A 20,415-nucleotide genomic window follows, 5' to 3' on the forward strand; every position below is an offset into this window, starting at 1 on the left:
GAAAAAGTCGTCGCCAAGCCGGCGCAAATGCTGAGGAGGCTCCTTATGGGACAATCAAAACCGTTTCGCGCGACCGCCCTCATCGTCGAGGACGACCCGATGCAACGTGACATGATCTGCCTGCTGCTGGAGGAGAGCGAGGTCGATGTCATCGAATGCGAAAGTGCGGAAGCCGCGGAGCTGGTGCTGGAGCGCGCCGCCGGCAATCTCGTCCTGATGATGACCGACGTTCAACTCGCCGGCAATATGGACGGCGTCGAGCTCGCGCATATCGCGAGAAAGTACAATCCAGGGATGGGCGTGATCGTCACCTCGGGCCGGCCGCTGCATCAGCAGTTGCCGGATGGCTGCCAGTTCTGGGAAAAACCGTGGGCACCGCTCGATGTGATCCGCGAGGCGGAGCGGATGGTGAATGAGAAGCGCCGCGACCACGAGGCGCGTCCGGATTCCTGAGCGACCGCGCCGCGCGCTTCCACGCCGGGTACCGCCGTGGTAATGGCGGAGCATGACGCTGTCGTTCCTGTTGACCTCGCTGATCGTGGTCGCATCCCCCGGCACCGGCGTGCTCTATACGCTGGCGGTGGCGCTGACCTCGGGTGCGCGGCCGAGCATCGCAGCCGCCTTCGGCTGCACGCTCGGCATCGTGCCGCATATGCTGGCGGCCATGCTGGGCCTGGCGGCGGTGTTGCACACCAGCGCGTTGGCTTTCGCCGCGCTGAAATGGTGCGGCGTGGCCTATCTGCTCTATATGGCGTGGCAGGCGTTGCGCGAGACGGGCGCCTTGTCGGTCGACACGCGCCCCGCCACTTCCGCGCGCTCCACTCGCCGCGTCATCATGACCGCGATCCTGATCAACATCCTGAACCCGAAACTCTCGATCTTCTTCCTGGCCTTCCTGCCGCAGTTCGTCGCGGTCGATGAACCGCATCCGTTGGCGCGGATGCTGGAATTGAGCGCGGCCTTCATGGCGATGACGTTTGCGGTGTTCGCGGTCTACGGCCTGTTCGCCGCCGCGCTGCGCGACCGCGTCATCACCCGCCCGAAAGCGATGGCCTGGTTGCGCCGGAGTTTTGCCGCAGGCTTCGCCGCTCTCGGCGCCAAGCTGGCGTTGTCGGAGCGCTGACTTCACGGCCCGGCACGTCGTCCCTGCGCTCGCGGGGACGACGTGGCACCGAAAATGAAAAAGGCGGGCCGAAGGCCCGCCGTTCTCCAAATCGCACCCGGAGTTGGGGGCCCGGGCGAAGCTGAACGAGCTTCACCCAGGCCGAAATTCACTTCTTCTTGGCTTTCTTGACCTTCTTCGCCTTGGCCTTTTTCGCCTTCTTCGCTTTCTTAGCCATCGTATCCTCTCAAGGTTTTCATGGATTGAACGCGACACCGAGGCATGCTTGGCGGAGGGCCAGCCTCGCAACATCCTCGATCGCGATCCCAGCAGATTCGCAGGCGCCTGCCGCGTGTCGTCATGGCGCTGTCATCACGTTATCCACAGCTGTTATGCATTTCGATGCGATTTTTCGGCGAAGCCGGCCGCGCCTGCGCGTTCGCATCGCGCGCGTCATGCTTAACGATGTCCGACGCCGGCGATCTTCATCAATTCAAAACCACAGTTCGGATTGGCCGGCGACGGTGAGGATTCCATTAAGCAGCGCGGAGGCAATTAGTCCCGTGGACGGCGGAGACCGTCATGGGACAAGTGCTTGGGGGCGCGCGGGCGCCTTGTGCGGTGGTTAGACAACAGGGGAGACGCGTCGTGCGCGTCCCGGGTTCGCAATGCTGAGCGTTCCGACGCTTTGGACGGTGTTCGTCATCAATTTTCTCGCGCTGGGCCTGATCTGGGCCTACGTCGTGCGCTGCTATCCGTCGTTCGAAGCGGCGCGGTTCTGGACCGGCTCGGCGTTCGCCGCGGCGGCTGGCGCGGCCATGGCGACGATGCGCGTGGTATTCCCGGATTCGCTGGTGCCCTTGCTGTTCGGCGGCACCGCCCTGCTGCTGGCGATCTGCCTGGCCGCGATGGGGGTGCGGAAATTCTTCGACCGACCGGTGTCATGGCGCGCCACCCTGCTGACGACCGGCCTCAGCTTTGCCAGCCTGTCGTTCTTCATCTTCGTCTACGACAGCGTGACCGCGCGGTTGACCATCTTCACGGTCGCGCAGGCGTTGCCTATGGCCACGAGCCTGAAACTGCTGCTGGGCCCGCATGAGGGCCGCGTGTATCCGGGCGCCCGGCTGGCCGGTATCGTCACCATCGTCATCCTGGGAATTTTCGCAAGCCGGCTGGTCGGTGCGCTAACCGAGGTCGGTGGTGGATACTCCTACCTGCAGTTCGGTCCGGTGCAATCGGTCGTCATCCTCGTGCTGGTGTTCCTGTCGATGTCGCTGAATTTCGGCTTCCTGCTGATGGCGATGGACCGCCTGCGCAACGAGGTTGCGGATCTGGCGCTGCTCGACGATCTCACCGGCGTCGGCAATCGCCGCTATCTGCTGCAGCGGCTGGAAGAAGAATGCGCGCGCTCGGAGCGCAGCGGCAAACCCTTCGCGCTGCTGGTGATCGATCTCGACAGCTTCAAGGCGATCAACGACACGCACGGCCATGCCGCCGGTGACGCCTGCCTGCAGCATTTCACATTGATGGCGCAGACCCGCCTGCGGCCCGGCGACATGCTGGCGCGGACCGGTGGCGACGAGTTCTGCATCGTGCTGCCGTCCTCGACGCTGCGCGAGGGCGCCATGATCGCGCGCCGCGTGCTGGAGGTCTGCCGTGCGGATGCCGAACAATGCGTCGGCAACGATATCCCGGTCGCGGTGTCGATCGGCGTCGCGCAATGGGGCCCCGAGATGGGCGCCTATCCCGACCGCCTGATCGCGGCCGCCGACCATGCGCTCTACGATGCCAAGAAGGCCGGCCGCAACGGCTTTGCCCTCTACGAACCGGCGCCGCCGCTGGCGCCTGAATCGGCAGCGCTGGAATTGTCGGACATCGCGTTGCGCCAGCGCGCCTGAGCCATGCTACGCTGGTCCGTCACCGGACCTCGCGCATGAATTTTCGCCTCGTCGCCGCCGCCCTGTTCGTCCTTGTATTTTCCCCATGCGCCGTGGCGCAGACGCCCGATCTTGCCGCGATCGCGCGCGCGTCGGGCACGCCCGACATTCCCGGACTGAAGATGGTCTGGCTCGCGCCATGGGGCGACCTTTCAAAAGCCCATTCCTGGCGCAACATCATCGTGCACCAGACCGAAGGGCCGGCCGGCTCGGCGCGCGGCGGCGCGCAGGCGCAGTCGAAGAACCCGACCCGGCGCGGCGTCACCGTCTGGGTGGAGACGGACGGCACGGTGTACTGGGCCGTCGCCGAACATCTCATTCCCACCCATGGCGACGGCGCCAACCGCAACGACAACAAGTACATCGACAACCGCGCGACATACCGCCAGGTGATCGGCGCCAACTCGATCGGCGTCGAATTCGCCGGCAATTATCCCGACGTTACCCGCGGCCCGACCGAGGCACAGATCGCGGCGTGGAAGATCCTCGTGAAGGTGCTGCGCGCGCGTTACAACATCCCGCGCGAGCGCGTCTACGCGCATAACTGGATCGACTACAAGGACGCGCGGTATTGCGAAGGCTGTGCGTTGGCGACGATGGCACGGGAGTGGGGGGAGTAGGACGCTCGCTCGTGATGCTTCTGTTCAAGCACGCTCAACTCCACATGCTGCCTCGTCGTCGCCCGGCTTGTCCGGGCGATCCAGTCTTCCAGAGGTTGTTGCTATTGCACGCTGTCTCATCGCCACCGCGGCGTACCGGGTCCCCGCTTTCGCGGAGGACGACAGCGGAGTGGGCGGAGACAGCTCCGCAAAACGGAACCCCAAAAACAAAAAGCCGGCGTTGCCGCCGGCTTTCCGTAATCGTTACCTCGATCCCGCGATCAATGCGCGGCTTCGAGCGCTTCGGCTTCCGCCTTTGCAATCGTGCCCTTGACGGCCGACTGCACCTTTTCGAAAGCGCGGACCTCGATCTGCCGCACGCGTTCGCGGCTGACGCCGAATTCGGCGGCGAGGTCTTCCAGCGTCATCGGGTCTTCCGCCAGGCGCCGCGCCTCGAAGATGCGGCGTTCGCGCGGGTTGAGCACACCGATGGCGCCGTTCAGCGCCTGCCGTCGATGATCGAACTCCTCGTGTTCGGCCATCACGGCTTCCTGGTTGGGCGAATTATCGACCAGCCAGTCCTGCCATTCGCCGGCTTCACCGTCGTCGCGGATCGGCGCGTTGAGCGACGCGTCGCCGCCGAGGCGGCGGTTCATGTCGACCACGTCCTGCGTCGTCACGCCGAGGCGCTTGGCAATGATCGCCACCTGGTCGGGGCGAAGATCGCCTTCGTCCAGCGCGGAGATCTTGCTCTTCGCCTTGCGCAGGTTGAAGAACAGCTTCTTCTGGTTCGCGGTGGTGCCCATCTTCACGAGCGACCACGAACGCAGGATGTACTCTTGTATTGACGCCTTGATCCACCACATGGCGTAGGTGGCGAGACGAAATCCCTTCTCGGGCTCGAACCGCTTCACCGCCTGCATCAGGCCGACATTGCCTTCCGAGACGACCTCGGAGATCGGCAGGCCGTAGCCGCGATAGCCCATGGCGATCTTGGCCACGAGCCGGAGATGGCTGGTGACGAGGTGATGCGCGGCCTCGCGATCGTCATGTTCGCGCCAGCGTTTGGCGAACATGTATTCCTGCTGGGGTTCCAGCATGGGGAATTTGCGGATCTCGGCGAGGTATCTGGAAAGGCCGGATTCTCCATTAAGAACCGGCAGCGTAGCTGTACGGGCCATTGAGCGCCCTCCAGTTGGTTCAGGCCCCCGATAGCGGCGGGCCAGGCAGGTGATCGCTGGGTTAAAGCCGACCAGGCTGCGATGTTCCGCGCTGGATATTCAGCGCAGGTGCAACATACACAAAAACGAACAAATAGGGAAGGAATACTGACGTCACGAGCCCGTGTGGGCGGCTTAATCTTTTGTAATGTCAGGCCTTTTCAGGATGGCCTGCGTCATACCGCCGCTTCCAGCGCGCCCTGCAGGAGACGCAAATCCTCCGGCAGGGCCGCCTCCCAATGCAATAATTCTCCGGTCCGGGGGTGCTCCAGGGCCAGCAGCCAGGCGTGCAAGGCCTGCCGGCCGAGCGCGGTGAGTATCTCCTTACCTTGGGGCCCGAGGTGCCCGACCTTGGTCTTGAAATGCGGGCCGTAGACCGAATCGCCCAGTAGTGGATGTCCGATATGGGCGAGGTGGACGCGGATCTGGTGCGTCCGCCCGGTCTCGAGCTGGCAGGCCAGCAGCGAGGCCACCGGCTTGCCGTCGCGCCCATGATAAGTCGCCTGCATTTCCCAATGCGTCACCGCCTCGCGTCCGCCCTGGCGCACCGCCATCTTTTCGCGGGCATAAACGTGCCGGTCGATCGGCGCGTCCACCGTGCCGCGCTGGCGGCCGGGCACGCCCCACACGAAGGCCATGTAGCCGCGCTGCATCGGCCCGGTGCGGCCGTGGTCGGCGAATTGCGCGGTCAGCGATTGATGTGCCTGGTCGTTCTTGGCGACCACCATCAGCCCGGTCGTGTCCTTGTCCAGCCGGTGCACGATGCCCGGCCGTCGCACGCCGCCGATCCCCGACAGGCTGGCCCCGCAATGGGCGATCAGCGCGTTCACCAGCGTGCCGCTCTCGTGGCCGGCGGCCGGATGCACCACCAGCCCCTTGGGCTTGTTGATCACGATGATGTCGTCGTCCTCGTAGACGATATCGAGCGCGATATTTTCGCCCGCAGGCTCCGGCGCCACCGCCTCGGGCACGTCGATAATGATCGTATCCCCCGCGACGACATGATAAGCGGGGTCGCGGATGGGGGCGCCCTTGGCGGTGACGGAACCGGCCAGAATCAGCGCCTTCAGCCGCGAGCGCGACAATTCGGGGCGGAGCACCGCGAGCACGCGGTCGAGCCGGGGCGATCCCTCGTCGCCGCCGACGATGACCTCCAGCCGTTGTCCGCTGTTCGACGAAAAACCTTGTTCCAATGACGCGCCTTGTTGAGAGCCTTGCATGACCGATACCACAGCCCCCGAACCGACCCCCGAGCAGGCCGCGCTGATGGCGCGGGTGCGGCGGATGATGCTGATCGCGGGCCTGACCTCGGTGCTGGCGGTGGCCGTGGTCCTGATGGCTGTCGGGTACCGCCTTTACCGCGGCGATGGAAGCCCCGCGGCGTCCGCGACCGACACCATCGCGACCGTCCCTAAGGGCGCCCGCATCGTCTCCACGGCGGTGGCCGGCGAGCGACTGGTGGTGACGCTGGATATAGGGGGGGTGACCGAAATCCGCACGTTCGACGCCAAGACGCTGAAACCGGCCGGAAAGCTGAAATTCATCAGCGAACCCTGATTAACCTTTCTCTGCCGTCATCCGGATCGTCGTTACCCGGTCTGCCGTCATCCACCCTTCCGTCATTCCGGGGCAGCCCGCAGGGCTGAACCCGGAATCCATCTCAAGGCCGTGACGGTGCCCGTTGGATCCCCACTCCGGAGCCCGAAACCGCACCTTCCGCCTTGCCCGCCGCACATTTCGCGGCTATTCCCTCTCCCGTACGCTCCCTTCGTCTAGCGGTTAGGACGCGGCCCTCTCAAGGCTGAAACAGGGGTTCGATTCCCCTAGGGAGCGCCAGCAATTTCAAATAGTTAGATTTAGTTTGGAAATGTCGTCGAATATCCGTCGAATAAGCCTCGGCGAGCATTGGCGAACGCGGGTTGCTAGTCACTCTGCTGGCCGAAGCTTATGCTCGCGTTCAGCGTCGTTTGTATCTGACGCGCTGACTGACCTATCCGCTGCGCAATAAGTCGCGCACAGGCGAATGCATGCTTTGCGTTTCGAACGGCAACGAATCCTCGCTGCGCCGGCCCCACTGCCTCACCGTTAAACTACGAATCTGGGGGTCAGGAGTTCGAATCTCTTCGGGCGCGCCATTTAATTCAAACACTTGCAACAAATCGCCGTTTGAGAAATCGAAACTAAAACGGTTTTTCAAACGGTGTTTTTACTGCTTTAGAGCACATTGATCTCACTCAACCAATGAGAACTGAAAGGCGTCCAGTTCGACTGCAACAGTCCTGAGTTCGCGGTTCGATCGGCCGGCCGGACGACGGCGGCGGCGGCACTATGCACTGATAAGCGCGCGCGGCTCCGCGGAAGGTCACGCTTCGCCGCACATTCAACGCTTCCTATGTTTGGCGCGCCACCGGCGAGTGAACAATTTGCCTTCCTCCTATGCATGCTCTTACAGGACGGCCCCAGAAGGCGGCTTTTGAACGTGGGGATCACCCCGTGGGGCAAGCGCATCTACAAGCGCCGCAAGGAGACGGTCGAACGCTCCTTTGCAGATGCCAAGCAACTCCATGGTCATCGCTACGCGCGCTTTCGGGGTCTGCTCGCCGTCACTTGCCAGTGCCTGCTCGCCGCAGCCGCCCAGAACATCAAGAAGATCGCTCTCGCCCTGGCGCTCCGCCCCGCCTGGGCCTGAAGCCCCACCAAGCCCAATCGACCCGTCCCAAAAACAAAACCCCGCCGAAAATCGACGGGGTTTGTCAGCGGTCTGAGCCCGCCTCTGGCGGGCTTTTTCATGCCTTACAAGTCATTCGCACTCTATGCGAACGAAAACCATTGTTTCGCAACGGGTTAGAGAAATTCCGGCTCGAACTACCAAGCTCTCCCAAAAACTCCGCGGCACAAAACTGGCACAAAACGGCACAAAAATTTCGACGTAAAGTCAGCCCCAAAGCGGCAGTTCGAGCGATGCTTTTTGGGTCGTCATGCATGCCTGTGGCGCCAACCTACGCATCAAGGCGAACCAAGTCCGACGCCCCGTTTGGAATCGTTGAGCAGCAGCGCGCCGACGGCATCCACGTCGAGGTCTGCGCCTTGTCTTTGCGAGCGCGATGTTGCGCCAACAATGCGAAGTCCCTCGACCATTTCGGTCGCGCACAGCGCAGAAGTGCTCCTTGTGCTGTTGTCGTCTGCCCGCGACCAAGGAAGGCAAGGCGAGCGGTATAACTTGCCGCTTCCCTGATACTCTAATTTCCGCTTTGCTCGGTGGAACTCACCTTCACCAGCGCTGCGCGTCAAAGGCAAATGCCGAAAAAGAAGAAAACATCATCAGGGGGAAAGGCCGAAGCATCCGGGGGCAATTACGAGACGCTGGTTGCCACGTGGTACGCCCATGCGGCGCTACTCGGTGGTGGCGCACATCCGCCATTTGACCTCGACGCTGGCACGCAGATCGTGTCGTTCGCCTGCCAATCGGAGGCGCCCGTCGACGACGTCAACGCGGTCACTAGCCACGCCGGTATCATCTTCGTTCAGGCCAAGCGCAGTGTCGCTATGAGTTCGGCCGCGACCTCAAGCTTTGCTGGCGCTCTCGACCAATTCGTGCGGCAGATAAAAGCAAGCGCCGCCGCTGACTCCAAGCACGCCTGGTCGCGACCGCTTGATTCATCACGTGACCGGCTCGTTCTTGCAACCCCCAGCACCAGTTCGTCGAAAGTTATCGTGACGCTGCCGGAGCTTCTGCGCCGCGTACGAGATCGCAGCGACGTGCGCACGCTGAAACAAGTGGCCGTGTCACAGTCTGAGAGGGATGTAGCGAAGACGGTAGAGACCAATCTTAAACGCTCCTGGAAAGCCGCCTATCGCAAGAGTCCGACGGATAAGGAGCTCAATGCGCTGCTTCGGCTGATCTGGGTGCATCAGCTTGACCTCGAAAGTGGCGGACGAGACAGGAAGTTCATTCTTGAGCAGTTTCGCGCAAACCTGTTGGAGGACGCCACGCAGGCCAGCTTGGCTGTCTCGGAATTGTTCAAGCTGGCAGCGCGCCTCCGCGCTGAACGATCAGGAGCGGACCGGTCTACGCTCCTACAGTTGCTCGCCCGTGCCGGGATTCGGCTTACGGCACTTCCCGACTTTCGCGGTGATGTCGCTGCTCTAAGGAGATGGACGGCAGCCCGTCTTGAGCCTGCGCCTAGCTTTACTAGACTTCTCGCCGACGATCCGAAGCTGACAATTGAGCGGGCTGCGTGGCCCGAATTCCGGGATGCCGCAACCTCTCAATCACTGTTGCTTGTGGGAGAGCCGGGAGCTGGAAAAAGCGGTCTTATGTATCGGCTCGCAGCAACCGCGATCGCGGCCCAGCAGGATGTCGTATTTCTTCCGGTCGATCTGCTGAATGTTGATACATTCTCTGGTCTTCATGCCGAACTCGGCATTAGCCACGGCCTGGTCGAAGTTCTCGACAACTGGCCGGGCTCGAAGCCGGGCCTGCTCATTTTGGATGCGCTCGATGCGGCCCGAAAGCCAGAAACGCAGAAATTATTGCGCGAGGTGGTCGGAGCGGTTCTCAGGTTGCCCGGTTCGCGTTGGAGGGTGATCGCGTCAGTTCGCAAGTACGACCTTCGTCAGGGCACCGAATGGTCAATGATGTTTCGCGGCCAACCGCCGATACCGGCACAGGCCGATCGCGAATTCTCTCGGGTCTGTCACGTTTCGGTCGGTCGGTTGGCGGATCACGAGATACTCCAGATCGCAGAGTTGTTCCCAGCTCTGGGGGCGCTTTATAGCGCCGCTTCCCCAAAGCTGCGCGATTTGCTCCAAAACATCTTCAATCTGCACTTGCTGGCTGATTTGCTTCGCGCCGGCGTCGCTGGTTCGGACTTGAGCGCAATCACCACCCAGTCGGAACTTCTCGACAGCTATTGGCGCCATCGCATCCGTCGGGCTGACGGAAAACACGACTCGCGCGAAGCTACGTTGACCACCGTGGTGAACGCGATGATTGACGCACAAGTTCTTCGTGTCCTGCGCGCCGACGTCCGCACCGAGGTTGATACCGATGCATTGGTCGACCTGGAGCGCAACGGAATTCTTCGCGCTGAGGATCAGGGTGGACAGCCCGACGAAAGCGTGCTGCTGTTCAACCATCACGTCCTGTTCGACTATGCCGTGGCACGGCTCGTGTTCGGGCGCGGAAGGGATGCTGTTCGACTGGTCGCGCTTTTGCGTGCGCGTCGCGAGCTTTCGCTCATGCTTAGTCCCAGTCTCGTGCTGGCGCTATCAGATGCGTGGAATACCGGTGATGGTCACGCGCTGTTCTGGAATTTGGCATTCGCGTTAGGGCAGGAAACCGGATTGCCCGGCGTCGCGCTACTCGTCGCTCCTATGGTTGCCGTTGAACAGACAAGGGACTTGGGCGACCTGCAGCCCATCTTTGATGCGCTGAATGGTCCGGAACCACGCAAGAGCGCCGCCGAACAGGTCGTACAAAACATGATAGGCGCGCTTTTCGTTCGCAAGAATGCGGGCGTGCCCTTGCTGGGCCCGGACGCAGGCCCATGGATGCAGTTCGCCGAGCGGCTGGCGGCGATAGGTTCGGACCGGTTGATGTTGGCTTTGCGCGCATTAATTGCCACGGCAGTGGAGGCGCTATGACCGCGACCCCGGATCAAATGATCGCAGTCGGAAAAGCCGCGCGGGATCTTTTGCGCTTCGCTTGGACGCGAACGCCCCGGTTCGAGCTGATGATCGCCAACGGTCTCATTGCCGTAGGAAAGACCTTTGCCGCAGATCCTTCAGAGTCGGCCGCGTTACTCAAGCAAGCGATCGAGCCCGGACACTTGAAGGATCACGGTTATAAAGAACTGAGATGGATAGCTCATGAGATCAGGGGTATTGCGAAGGGTGATCCTGGCCTGGCCATAGATATTTATCGTGCAGCCTACGGTTATGTAGAAGTCTCCGGCGACGCTACGAACATTGGCAATAGTGCGATTCTGCCGCTTCGCTCCAACAGGCGGCAAGATTATGAGGGAGCCTGGTTTCAGTTGTCGGAAGCCATCCCCGCCTTGCTGAATGACAATCTTGAGGCGGGTGTCCGCGCCGTTGTTGTCGGCCTGCATGGCTACGTGGAACGAGAGCGTCGCCGTCTCCCCCGTCCCGGCGAGCTATCGACGGAGTCGTTCCCTCTCGGTCCCACCACGGCGAGTTTCAAGGCCGATTTGAGTTGCTCCTGGTATCGTGGCGGATATCAGCCGATGCAGGACGGGCCGGTACTGCTGAAAAAGTTTGACGCATTCCTGGAAGGTCTTGCGAGCGATGCCGACGCCCAGGGCAAAATTGAACGAATACTTTCGACCCTCTCGCGTGAACCGGATGTACCTGCGGCCATCTGGGGAAGTTTGCTGGTTGCCGGCACGAGGCATCCGTCGATCTACGGACACCAGCTCGTTCCGCTGGCCTGCGCCGCACCGATCATGATGAGTTCCGATACGCGGTACCAACTGGGAACGTTTATCGGCGCTGCATACGCACATCTCGCCGAGCCCAAACGCGGTGCGATCGAACACGCAATCTTGTCGTTGCCAAGCGATCGAGCCGGCGACGGAAGTAAGGCCGCGCTGATCGGTTGTATTCCGAAGGAGGCAATCGCAAGCGCGGAAATGCGCACATTCATCGAGACATTGGAACAAACAGGGGCAACGCGCCCGAACACGCAGCCCGTTCGATTCACAAGCTCATCGCGCCCCTTCGATACGGATGCCTATTTGGCGTCGGAAGGCGTTTCGCTCGATGATCCGGAAAGTGCTGCGCTGCGCGAGACGATGCGGGACGTCGAAGCGCTGGTTACGTCCGACCGCACGACAGATCTTTCATTGTCTTCCTTGAAACAGCATCTCGTCGTCCTCGATGATGCTCGAAAGGCCTTGCTCAAGCGTTTTCATGGTCGAGTTCCGGACAAGCTGTTCGAACATGCCATCGGACACGTGGCGTACGTTGCCGGACGTATTGCGCACGCGGCACCGAAGGTGCTGGCAGAACCTACGGTCAAGACGCCGCTAAAACGCATTTTGCTTTTCTGCGCCGGCAGCGAATATCCGCGCCATGACGCTGAACGCGACGATCAGTTCCATGAAAATCTGTCATGGGGCGGACAATCGGCTCGCACGGAGGCGGCACACGGGCTGATCGATCTTACGCGTGCATCTCAAAAGCAGGATCGGCAAGTCATGACCGCCATCCGCAAACTCGCGAGAGATCGAGTTCCGGAGGTCCGACTTCAAATCATCCAGAACCTGTCAGTGCTTCGCAGCCTCGATCCGAATTGGGTTTGGTCAGAATTGGAGCATGTTCTTGCGAAGGAGCCGGCGCGAGGTCTCGTGGATAGCGCTATCGGTGCGCTGGCCGCCATCATCTATCAGGACGTTCCACGCAGCGTTCGCGCGGCGAAGGGGGTTATCCGCCGCTATCGTAACAAGGAGATGGCGGGGATGGCTGCGTGCCGACTCTCCGCGGCAACCCTTATTTTCGATATTCATATCCTCGGAACAAATGCCGAGGCCGATAAATTCGCGGAGAGCTTCATCGATGACGTGATAAGCAATGCGGGGAGCATCCAGCATCTTGTCGCGCGATATTCGGACAAGCTGTTGACTGGAAGCTTAGAAAATCCGCAAGCTAAGGACAATCGACCGCGGCAGAACACTCTGGCCTTTTATCGTACTGTTACCGAGCTTGCCTTCTCAGAAATTGAGAAACGCGCCACGGCGCTTGATATCCGCCAGTTCTCGACGTGGCCAGACGCCGACCAGGCAGCGCTCCGCGACATGGTCGGTATACTCAACGAGGTGGCGCTGAGGCTGTATCTCGCCGCCGGGACGCATTACAACGGCTCCATCCCCCCTGATGATGTCTCTCCGCCGCGCGCACGACTGTACTGGGAGACGAAGCCGATCTTGGCTCGCCTCGCCAAGGCAATTGTTGTTCCGGTCGCTCATCATCTTGTTCAGGCGCTTGAGACATTCATCCCGCTCGATCCTCCCGGTGTTTTCGCGCTCATTGCGCAAGCGGTAAAGTCGGCCGAACAAGGCGGATACAGCGACGAGTCGATGGGCGCGGATCTGATTGTACGAATTGTCCAACGATACTTGGCCGACTATCGTGGCGTCTTTGCTGATCGGGCTCGGCTGGACGATCTCATGGATTGTTTGGATGTGTTTGTGCGCGCTGGTTGGCCCGCGGCGCAGGCCCTGACATTCAAACTCGGCGAGATTTGGCGATGATGGACGGCAAATAGAGAACGGGCATGGCCATGAGGTTTTCATTCGATCCCGATTTGATTGCCAACGCCCGTCAGCTCATTCTCCACAACCCAGGCCTCAACATGCTTAGGCCGGAGCATGAGGGCCAATATTCCCCTTTGGTTGTCGCAATCGAAGCGGAACTCAAGAAGCGTGACGCCGCCGGACTGCTGCTGTTGCCTGATTTGAGTGCGCTCGCGAACAGCACGGTTGGAATTTTCTCGGACTATGGTGGCGAACACTCCTCCAGCAGCTATCTCACATACTCGTTTCTGATATGCGCTTGGGGCTCGCTGGATACATTTCGGATGAAGATGAAGGAGCTCCGCTCAGAATGCGGGCTCGGAGACAAGGAGATTGAATTTAAGGATTTTGGGATGGGCGTTGTGCGCAACGCGCTGCTGCCCTATTTGGACGTTCTCAACGGATATGTACCCGGGCTTCTCTTCACCGTCGTCGTGCACAAGCGCATTGTCTCGCTGTTTGGCCCGCAAGGCAGGTCGACCGGAAATGCTTTGGTCAAAAGGCTAGAAGAGCAAGGCTTTGGAAAACTTAAGCCTCAGGTCGCGGAAAAAGCACTTCGCGTCGTTCATACGGCCGCATTCTTGACCGCCTTGCTCGGGCACGAGCGACAGAAAATTTTCTGGATGTCGGATCACGACGCGATTTGTCCCGATCTGAAAGCGCACAACCGTTTGCTTGCGCTCTTTCATAACGTCCTCAATCTCTACACGTCACGTCAATTCGGCCTCATCGGAGGCGCGCTGCCGTTCAGTGAACGCAGCACCGATTACCTTGATCTGTTGAGCGCGGCCGATATCGTCGCGGGCTCGGTCGGTCAATACTTTACGGACCGCGACAAGGTCGGTGAGCGCAATGCTAGCGTCAAAGAAGGAGCCGAAAAGATTCTTGTTTGGCTTGGGCACGACGGACTTGCACTGAAGAAGTTGTGCATCCAGCTCTGTCTTGACGAGGACGGCAAGATTCGGTTCGGCGCCATTGAATTTGAACCTAAGCGAACGCGCGACACGATCACATTCCTGCCCGTTCACTGGTGCCGGTAGTTGCTGCGCACGCGACTTGAAGCGTCTACGGCTTGTCTGTAAGGGCCATAGCTAGAAGGTTTATATTTTTGCCTGAAAATCAATACCGTATTGATTTTCATGAGTTTTTTCAAACTGGCTGGCGGTTTGAAAATGTGCTATATTATCAAGTATGAGTAGAGAAACGGCAGGTCTTCTAAACCAGCTCGCCAGCAAACTCCCCGAAGGAATGCTGGTGGACGCTGCTTGGCTGAAGGCTCAAGGGTACTCGACCCAACTGCAACATCTCTACGTGAAATCTGGCTGGCTCGAACAACCCGCGCGCAGCGTCTTTCGCCGGCCCCGTGGAGCATTGAGCTGGCAGCAGGTCGTCATATCGCTCCAGACCATCCTCAACTATTCGCCGCTCGTCGTCGGTGGACGCACCGCACTCGAATTGCAGGGGTACGCCCACTACCTCGCGCAATCGAGCACGACCGTCCATCTCTACGGTCCCAAAGCGCCACCTGCATGGGTTCACAAACTGCCGCTCAAGGTCAAGTTCGTCTATCACAACGATCGACGGCTCTTCAAAAACGACCCCGTCACCAAAGGCCTCGGCAGTCTCAAATGGAATGTCGATACAGGCGAGGCGCGTGATGTGGCGGGCTTGCATGGCGGCGACATAACCGCATTGAGCTGGGGCCAGTGGGATTGGCCTTTGACGCTATCGACGCCTGAGCGTGCACTATTCGAGATGCTCGATGAGTTACCCAATCACGAGACCTTTGAGCAGGTCGATGCCCTGTTCGGCGGCCTCGCCAATTTGCGCCCCGTTCGTTTGCAAAAGCTCTTGAAGGATTGCTCCAGCGTTAAGGTCAAGCGCCTGTTCTTCTACTTTGCTGACCGACACAGGCAGCCCTGGCTCAAGCGACTCGACAAGGAAGCCGTCGATTTGGGCAGCGGCAAGCGTATGCTCGTCAAAGGCGGCGTCCTCGACCCCACCTACCACATAACGGTTCCTGAGGATCTGAATGGCGTTCGCTGACATCTACAAACGGCAAGTCGCCCTGCTGATCCGCGTTCTTCCTCTGGTCACCGAGGAGGAGTGTTTTGCCCTCAAGGGCGGGACAGCGATCAATCTGTTTGTTCGCGATCTTCCGCGCCTCTCCGTCGATATTGATCTTACCTACTTGCCGGTAGCACCACGCGCAGAATCTCTCGCGGATATCGATGCCGCTATGAAGCGTATCGCCGGCAAGATCAAAGTCCTCATTCCGGACGCCCAGATCACCGAAGCCAAGACCGAAAACGCCGTCGTCAAACTGACCGTTCGTTCCCAAGGCGTTCAGATCAAGATTGAGGTAACGCCCGTTCTGCGCGGTTGCGTGTTCGAACCCAAGCTTGTGTCTGTCAAGCCCGCAGTCGAAGAAGAGTTTGGCTTTGCCGAGGCGCGGACTGTGTCCTTCGAAGACCTTTATGCCGGGAAAACCGTTGCTGCCCTGGACCGCCAGCATCCCCGTGATCTCTTTGATGTGCGCGACCTGATCGCGAACGAAGGTATCAGCGACGCTTTACGCAAGGCCTTTATCGTCTATCTGCTCAGCCACGACCGCCCCATGTCGGAGGTGTTGGCGCCGACCCTCAAGAATATTGAGCCGGCGTTCAAGCATGGCTTCTCGGGAATGACACGCGATCCTGTGGAGCTTGCCGATCTACTTGCCGCCCGTGCGACGTTGATAAAGTCCATCGTGGGCGACATGCCAGCCGATCATCGCAAATTCCTCATCTCGTTTGAGCGTGGCGAGCCCGACTGGGATCTGTTAGGTGTGCCCAATGCGGCGGAACTTCCCGCGGTGCGCTGGCGGCAGAAGAATCTCAACAAACTCTCAGCGAACAAGCGTGCCGTCCTCGTCGCGAGGCTTGAAGAGGTGCTCGCCGACCCTGGGACCGAACCAGCACAAACGACACCCCCAACTTGATCTCAATAGCGGTCTATGAAGCGGCGAAGAACCGATCAGCACGGCAAGCCGAGAAAGCCGCATCCAAAGTCGGAGCCCGGCCTCAAGCTGTTTCGGCGCCCGTTATCAACCGCTGAGCCTGCCGCCATTCGGGCGGCGTTTCTCAAGATGGCGGACCGCAAGACCGAGCAATTCCCCGCGCTTATTAAGACGATCCTACAAGGCTTTCGCGAGAGATATCCGCCGCACATAATCGCGGTGATGGCGGGGTACGGTCTAACCGCCCCCGTCTCGGATGCTGGCGTTTCCGCTAAACGGCTCACCCCAAAGATCGAGCAGCATCATATCGAGCTGCTTCAGGCGCTGATGCTGATGCTTCCCATCTCGGAGTGGGGCGAACCGCCTGCATCACCAGCCGATATCCAAAAGATAATCGACTCGATTGTTGATCTCGCCGATGCATTTTTTGCGCGCCGCTTCAAAGCCATCGAAGAAGCGTCCGATCTCCAAGCCCGGACGGTTTTGGCGCTTCAGGAGAGACTGCGCATGCATACGCAAATGGTGCGAAATTGGGGTTATTTCTCCGAAGTCGTGCAGATCTCATCCGAGCTCTATGCACCCTTGGATGATGCGTTTCGTAACGCCCATGGCTTTGCCGCGTCCGATCTTATCGCTACGGGCCGACATCTCGTTCGGTTGCTCGAAGATCGCAATACCGAGAACTTCAAGCGGTTAAAGCTCGCCTTTCGTGAGAGGACGATCCCGCGCTTGGTTCGGGCCTTCTTCAAACATCATCCCGAGATGAAGGAAGACGCCGAGCAATTCCTGCGCGCCATTCCGGACGACGTGACGCTTGAACAAGTCAAGTTCAGACTCTTGGCGCACGCTAGCATTTCGTTGGTGGTCGCTATGAGCTTCGCCGCCCAACAAGTGGCGCAAAGCTCCGGGCTTACCGTGGACACAACCGGCGCCGTATTAGATGCATTGTCGCTGCATCCTGGCGACCTAAGTGGTCAGGACCCAGAACGACTATTTATGGCCAATCCAGTCTGGCGTTCTCCTGTCCTCAAGGTCGGCAGTGCTTATTTTTGCCCAGCGCCGCAGAGTCTCTTCAGCCACATCCACGAGGTGATGCGCTCGCTCGCAGACAAGATAGGCTTAAGCAAGAGCCTCGAAAGTCGGCGCGCCGCATATCTCGAAGATAAGGTGAAGAGACTGCTCTCCGAGGCATTACCGACGGCTCAATTCCGTCACGGCATCAAATGGCGCAGCGATGAGGTCGAATATGAAACCGACCACGTCGCGGCTATCGACAAAACCGTTGTGATCATTGAGGATAAATCAGCGGCATTAACGGCGCCGGGATTGAGAGGCGCACCCGACCGCGTCCGGCGGCATGTCACCGACCTTATCGTCGCGCCATCAGAGCAGTCGAGTCGCCTCGAGAATATCATCTGGGAGGCGAAAGCCGGAGACCGCAATGCGGCCGCAACCCTAACGCCTTTCGGCCTTGACTTCGCCGGCACTGAGCGAGTTGTCCGCATCTCGGTGACGCTGGACGATTTCTCCATACTCGCGTCGGCCGAAGGCGAACTGAAAGAGGCCGGCTGGATTCCCCGTTCTCTGATGTTGGCGTCGACGCTCAATGTCGCTGATTTTCAAGCGGCCATCGATATACTAGGAAGGCCTGCCTATTTCCTTCACTACTTTGCGGAGCGGGGACGACTACAAAGAGCGCTCCGGATTTTTGCGGATGAGATGGATTTTCTAGGTTTCTATCTCGATACAGGTTTCAACGTTGGCGATCTCGAAAAGGAGAACGTCTCACTCGCTCTGACAGGAATGTCGGCGGCCGTCGATCACTATTACAACAGCCGGGACGCAGGCGTTGTGGTTCGAAAGCCGACGCCGAAACTTAGTCCCTATTTTTCGGCGCTCATCAGCGCGATCGAGAGCCGCGCGTTTGCAGGCTGGACGACGGTGACGACGGACCTGTTGCGATGTGCGAGTTGGGAGGAGCAGAGGAAGGCCGAGAAGATCCTGGCGAAGCTGAAGAAGCAGGTCGAGCGCGACTGGCGTGATCCGGAAAATGAATGTTCACTTGTCATCAGTCCGCCCGAGGCACGCGATACGGCCGTGGTGTTTTACGCATATCCGCCGCAGCATGCCACGCGCCGGGATAAAATAGCGGAAGAGCTGGCATCCAAGGCATTTGAGATGAGTGGTCGGCAAAGGTGCATAATGATCTGTCGAAACACTGCGCAATGGGATGAGCCCTACAAATCGATCTTCATCTTTCACGCGGCCGCCGATCAAGCTGATGACGTCTTCCCACTCTCGTAAGATACTAGGGCTGGAAGGGTTGCGGATAGCGTAATCCTTGTGGCGACGACGGCCCACTCGTCTTTGATATTCCCTGCAATAATTTCGTGGATCAAATAATCTCCCCATACCAGCCCGATCTGGGCTTCGTGGGGGTGATTGGTTGGGACCCTGCCGGAATACACGCTAACGAACTTGTTGAGTGGGGTATCAACCAGCGCAACGACACCAGGTTCGACCATATGATTTGTCCAGCTTCGGCGTATCACAGGCGCGCCAGACATTCCGGGCCGGGACGCGGTGTCAACGAGCATATAGTCTGTCGTGATCCGAGCTAGTTGCGGCTCGGACGCGATGCTTCCACGTTTCCAGACCGGATAAGCAGGAGGCTCAATCCTGAATGGATAACCAAGGATAAAGACCTCCATGCCGATCTCAATGCGTAGCCTCGCTATTCCGCTTTGTTCTTTCGCGCAGCTTCCGTCAGTGAGGTCAAAAGGCGGATATGAGGCACTGCGCCGATCAAAAGTGTCGCGACTTTCTCGTAGGAGTTCGACATTGCCGGTTCAGCTCCATAGTGGATTGAGTTTCTGGAGTCGCGCACGCAATCTGCCCAGACAACACAGTTCCGAAGGTCTTGGAGTTTGACGCCGCTTGCTTTCGCGATACCACTGAAAACATGCTGGTGAGCATAGAGATCGAGTGTGGTCTTGATCTTGCGACCGATTCCGACAAAGGGATCTTGAAGTTCGTCGCCGATTTTAGTCCCGTTGACCGACGATCCGGCCGGTACGGCTGCGGCAAGCGCGAGTCCCGTTTCAATCCACGCTGCCTCGGACGCGCGGCCCAGCATCGCCAGACACGCCATATAGAGTTCGTGCCGGATGCATCGCACCGCCTCGCGGAGCGCCATTTCGACCGCCGGGAGAAGACCGGGTAGGTTGAGCTCCTTCAGATAAAGGTCAGGATCGGTAAGGGGCAGGTCGACATCGGGACTTGTCGACCTTGGAAGCGCCAGTTTATCGGGTACCTGAATGGCATACTCGTCGAGAGAAAATCCCGACGAAGTGCCACCGCTTCCAGGCACGACGGTTGTCCATGGCAGCGTCCCAAACCCGCCGCACAGTCCGCTTGATGCTGGAAAGACAGCGGCATTTGCAATGAGACCCCAAATCGCCTCGCACGCGGCGAGTTGCCACGAGATCGCGTTGACGACGCCGTCTAACGTGGGAAGAGGATCGACCGAGGAATGAAGTACGAGCCTATGAGGCATCTTCGCATCAACCGACACCAAGAATTGGCTGAGGAGTTCGGATGTCGTCGGATGGAAGTGTTCCAGAATGAACGCTTTGGCGATCGTGACATGAAGCCGCGACACCTCGACGTGTTCAGCGACGTAGCGCTTTGCGTCGTCTTCATTCACTTTGTTTCTCCCGCGTTCGGTTCTGACTTCTTGGCTCGTTCAAAGAACGTTTTAGCACGCTCGCTTCCGTATGCGCGAACTCGCCCGGCACCCTAAGCGGCTTAGCGACAGGCTCAAGAAGCGTGGGGTCGAGGTCATCAAGTAATGCGGTAAACTCCAGCGACGAATGGAGACACGTTGGACGAGTTGTCCGAATCGCGCAAGAACTCAGCAACCCGGGGCGGTATCTTTGTCGCGATCAATTGGCTGAGGTTCTGGGGCCACGGCTGCCGCTCTTCAGGCTTGGTTCAATGCTTTGCGCGGAAATCAGTTCTGCTGGACTTCATCGCTGCGCAGGAGATCCGCGCACTCGAAGAACATGGGATAGCAGGGGACGAGCAGCCAGATTCTGGCGTGTGTAGTCGGGCCGGCTGTCGGAACGACGGCCAGTACCCCTCGGGCAATTGCCGCGTCGTTGAATGCAGCAGCGAACTCCTGTATATTCACCTCAAGTCCGGGGTACCGGAGGCCGCGTCCTGCAGGACGCGGCTTTTTTATT

14 protein-coding genes, 1 tRNA gene and 1 pseudogene are annotated in these 20,415 nt (G+C 59.6%); 13 read left to right on the forward strand and 3 right to left on the reverse strand.

The features are described 5' to 3' along the window. Positions 1–45: 45 nt before the first annotated feature. From QUH67_RS06225 to QUH67_RS06240, 4 genes are all read left to right on the forward strand, one after another. Positions 46–453 carry a response regulator gene (locus tag QUH67_RS06225; protein ID WP_300945800.1) on the forward strand — a complete coding sequence of 136 codons (408 nt, stop codon included), beginning with the start codon at positions 46–48 and terminating at the stop codon, positions 451–453. 52 nt (positions 454–505) lie between these two features. Continuing rightward, positions 506–1,123: a LysE family translocator gene (locus tag QUH67_RS06230; RefSeq protein WP_300945801.1), complete on the forward strand. Its 618-nt coding sequence runs from the start codon at positions 506–508 to the stop codon at positions 1,121–1,123. A gap of 647 nt (positions 1,124–1,770) precedes the next feature. Next, on the forward strand, positions 1,771–3,000 hold the full coding sequence (locus tag QUH67_RS06235; protein WP_300945802.1) for a GGDEF domain-containing protein: 1,230 nt from the start codon (positions 1,771–1,773) through the stop codon (positions 2,998–3,000). A gap of 35 nt (positions 3,001–3,035) precedes the next feature. Next, the gene (locus QUH67_RS06240; protein WP_300945803.1) at positions 3,036–3,659 is read left to right on the forward strand and encodes a peptidoglycan recognition protein family protein; all 624 of its coding nucleotides are present in this window, start codon (positions 3,036–3,038) and stop codon (positions 3,657–3,659) included. Positions 3,660–3,919: 260 nt separating this feature from the next. On the opposite strand, the gene rpoH is transcribed toward QUH67_RS06240, so the two are convergent. Both rpoH and QUH67_RS06250 read right to left on the reverse strand, forming a co-directional pair. After that, positions 3,920–4,819 carry an RNA polymerase sigma factor RpoH gene (gene rpoH, locus QUH67_RS06245; protein ID WP_300945804.1) on the reverse strand — a complete coding sequence of 300 codons (900 nt, stop codon included), beginning with the start codon at positions 4,817–4,819 and terminating at the stop codon, positions 3,920–3,922. Between the two features lie 215 nt (positions 4,820–5,034). Next, the gene (locus tag QUH67_RS06250) at positions 5,035–6,078 is read right to left on the reverse strand and encodes an RluA family pseudouridine synthase (protein WP_300945805.1); all 1,044 of its coding nucleotides are present in this window, start codon (positions 6,076–6,078) and stop codon (positions 5,035–5,037) included. Here QUH67_RS06250 and QUH67_RS06255 point away from each other — a divergent pair. From QUH67_RS06255 to QUH67_RS06295, 9 genes and pseudogenes are all read left to right on the forward strand, one after another. Continuing rightward, complete coding sequence (locus QUH67_RS06255; RefSeq protein ID WP_300945807.1) at positions 6,077–6,415, forward strand: hypothetical protein; 339 nt, start codon at positions 6,077–6,079, stop codon at positions 6,413–6,415. The genes QUH67_RS06250 and QUH67_RS06255 overlap by 2 nt on opposite strands. Positions 6,416–6,619: 204 nt before the next feature. After that, positions 6,620–6,694: transfer RNA gene (locus tag QUH67_RS06260), tRNA-Glu, on the forward strand. A gap of 649 nt (positions 6,695–7,343) precedes the next feature. Then, positions 7,344–7,547: pseudogene (locus QUH67_RS06265) on the forward strand (transposase); the annotation flags it as partial. 608 nt (positions 7,548–8,155) lie between these two features. Continuing rightward, positions 8,156–10,504, forward strand: coding sequence for an NACHT domain-containing protein (locus tag QUH67_RS06270; RefSeq protein WP_300945808.1), 2,349 nt, complete (start codon positions 8,156–8,158; stop codon positions 10,502–10,504). After that, a complete protein-coding gene (locus QUH67_RS06275) occupies positions 10,501–13,131 on the forward strand; it encodes a hypothetical protein (RefSeq protein ID WP_300945809.1) in 2,631 nt (876 codons plus the stop codon). Before QUH67_RS06270 ends, QUH67_RS06275 begins: the two co-directional genes overlap by 4 nt. Positions 13,132–13,154: 23 nt before the next feature. Then, entirely contained in the window at positions 13,155–14,213 is a 1,059-nt protein-coding gene (locus tag QUH67_RS06280; RefSeq protein ID WP_300945810.1) for a hypothetical protein, read from the forward strand. Between the two features lie 151 nt (positions 14,214–14,364). Beyond that, a complete protein-coding gene (locus QUH67_RS06285; protein WP_300945811.1) occupies positions 14,365–15,219 on the forward strand; it encodes a type IV toxin-antitoxin system AbiEi family antitoxin domain-containing protein in 855 nt (284 codons plus the stop codon). Further along, positions 15,206–16,153 (forward strand): nucleotidyl transferase AbiEii/AbiGii toxin family protein, encoded by a 948-nt coding sequence (locus tag QUH67_RS06290; RefSeq protein ID WP_300945812.1) that lies wholly within the window; start codon positions 15,206–15,208, stop codon positions 16,151–16,153. Before QUH67_RS06285 ends, QUH67_RS06290 begins: the two co-directional genes overlap by 14 nt. A gap of 15 nt (positions 16,154–16,168) precedes the next feature. Continuing rightward, entirely contained in the window at positions 16,169–18,475 is a 2,307-nt protein-coding gene (locus QUH67_RS06295; RefSeq protein WP_300945813.1) for a hypothetical protein, read from the forward strand. 430 nt (positions 18,476–18,905) lie between these two features. On the opposite strand, the gene QUH67_RS06300 is transcribed toward QUH67_RS06295, so the two are convergent. After that, the gene (locus QUH67_RS06300; RefSeq protein ID WP_300945814.1) at positions 18,906–19,877 is read right to left on the reverse strand and encodes a hypothetical protein; all 972 of its coding nucleotides are present in this window, start codon (positions 19,875–19,877) and stop codon (positions 18,906–18,908) included. Positions 19,878–20,415 lie beyond the last annotated feature (538 nt).

Origin of the sequence: Bradyrhizobium roseum, from assembly GCF_030413175.1 — a bacterium.
GTDB lineage: Bacteria > Pseudomonadota > Alphaproteobacteria > Rhizobiales > Xanthobacteraceae > Bradyrhizobium > Bradyrhizobium roseum.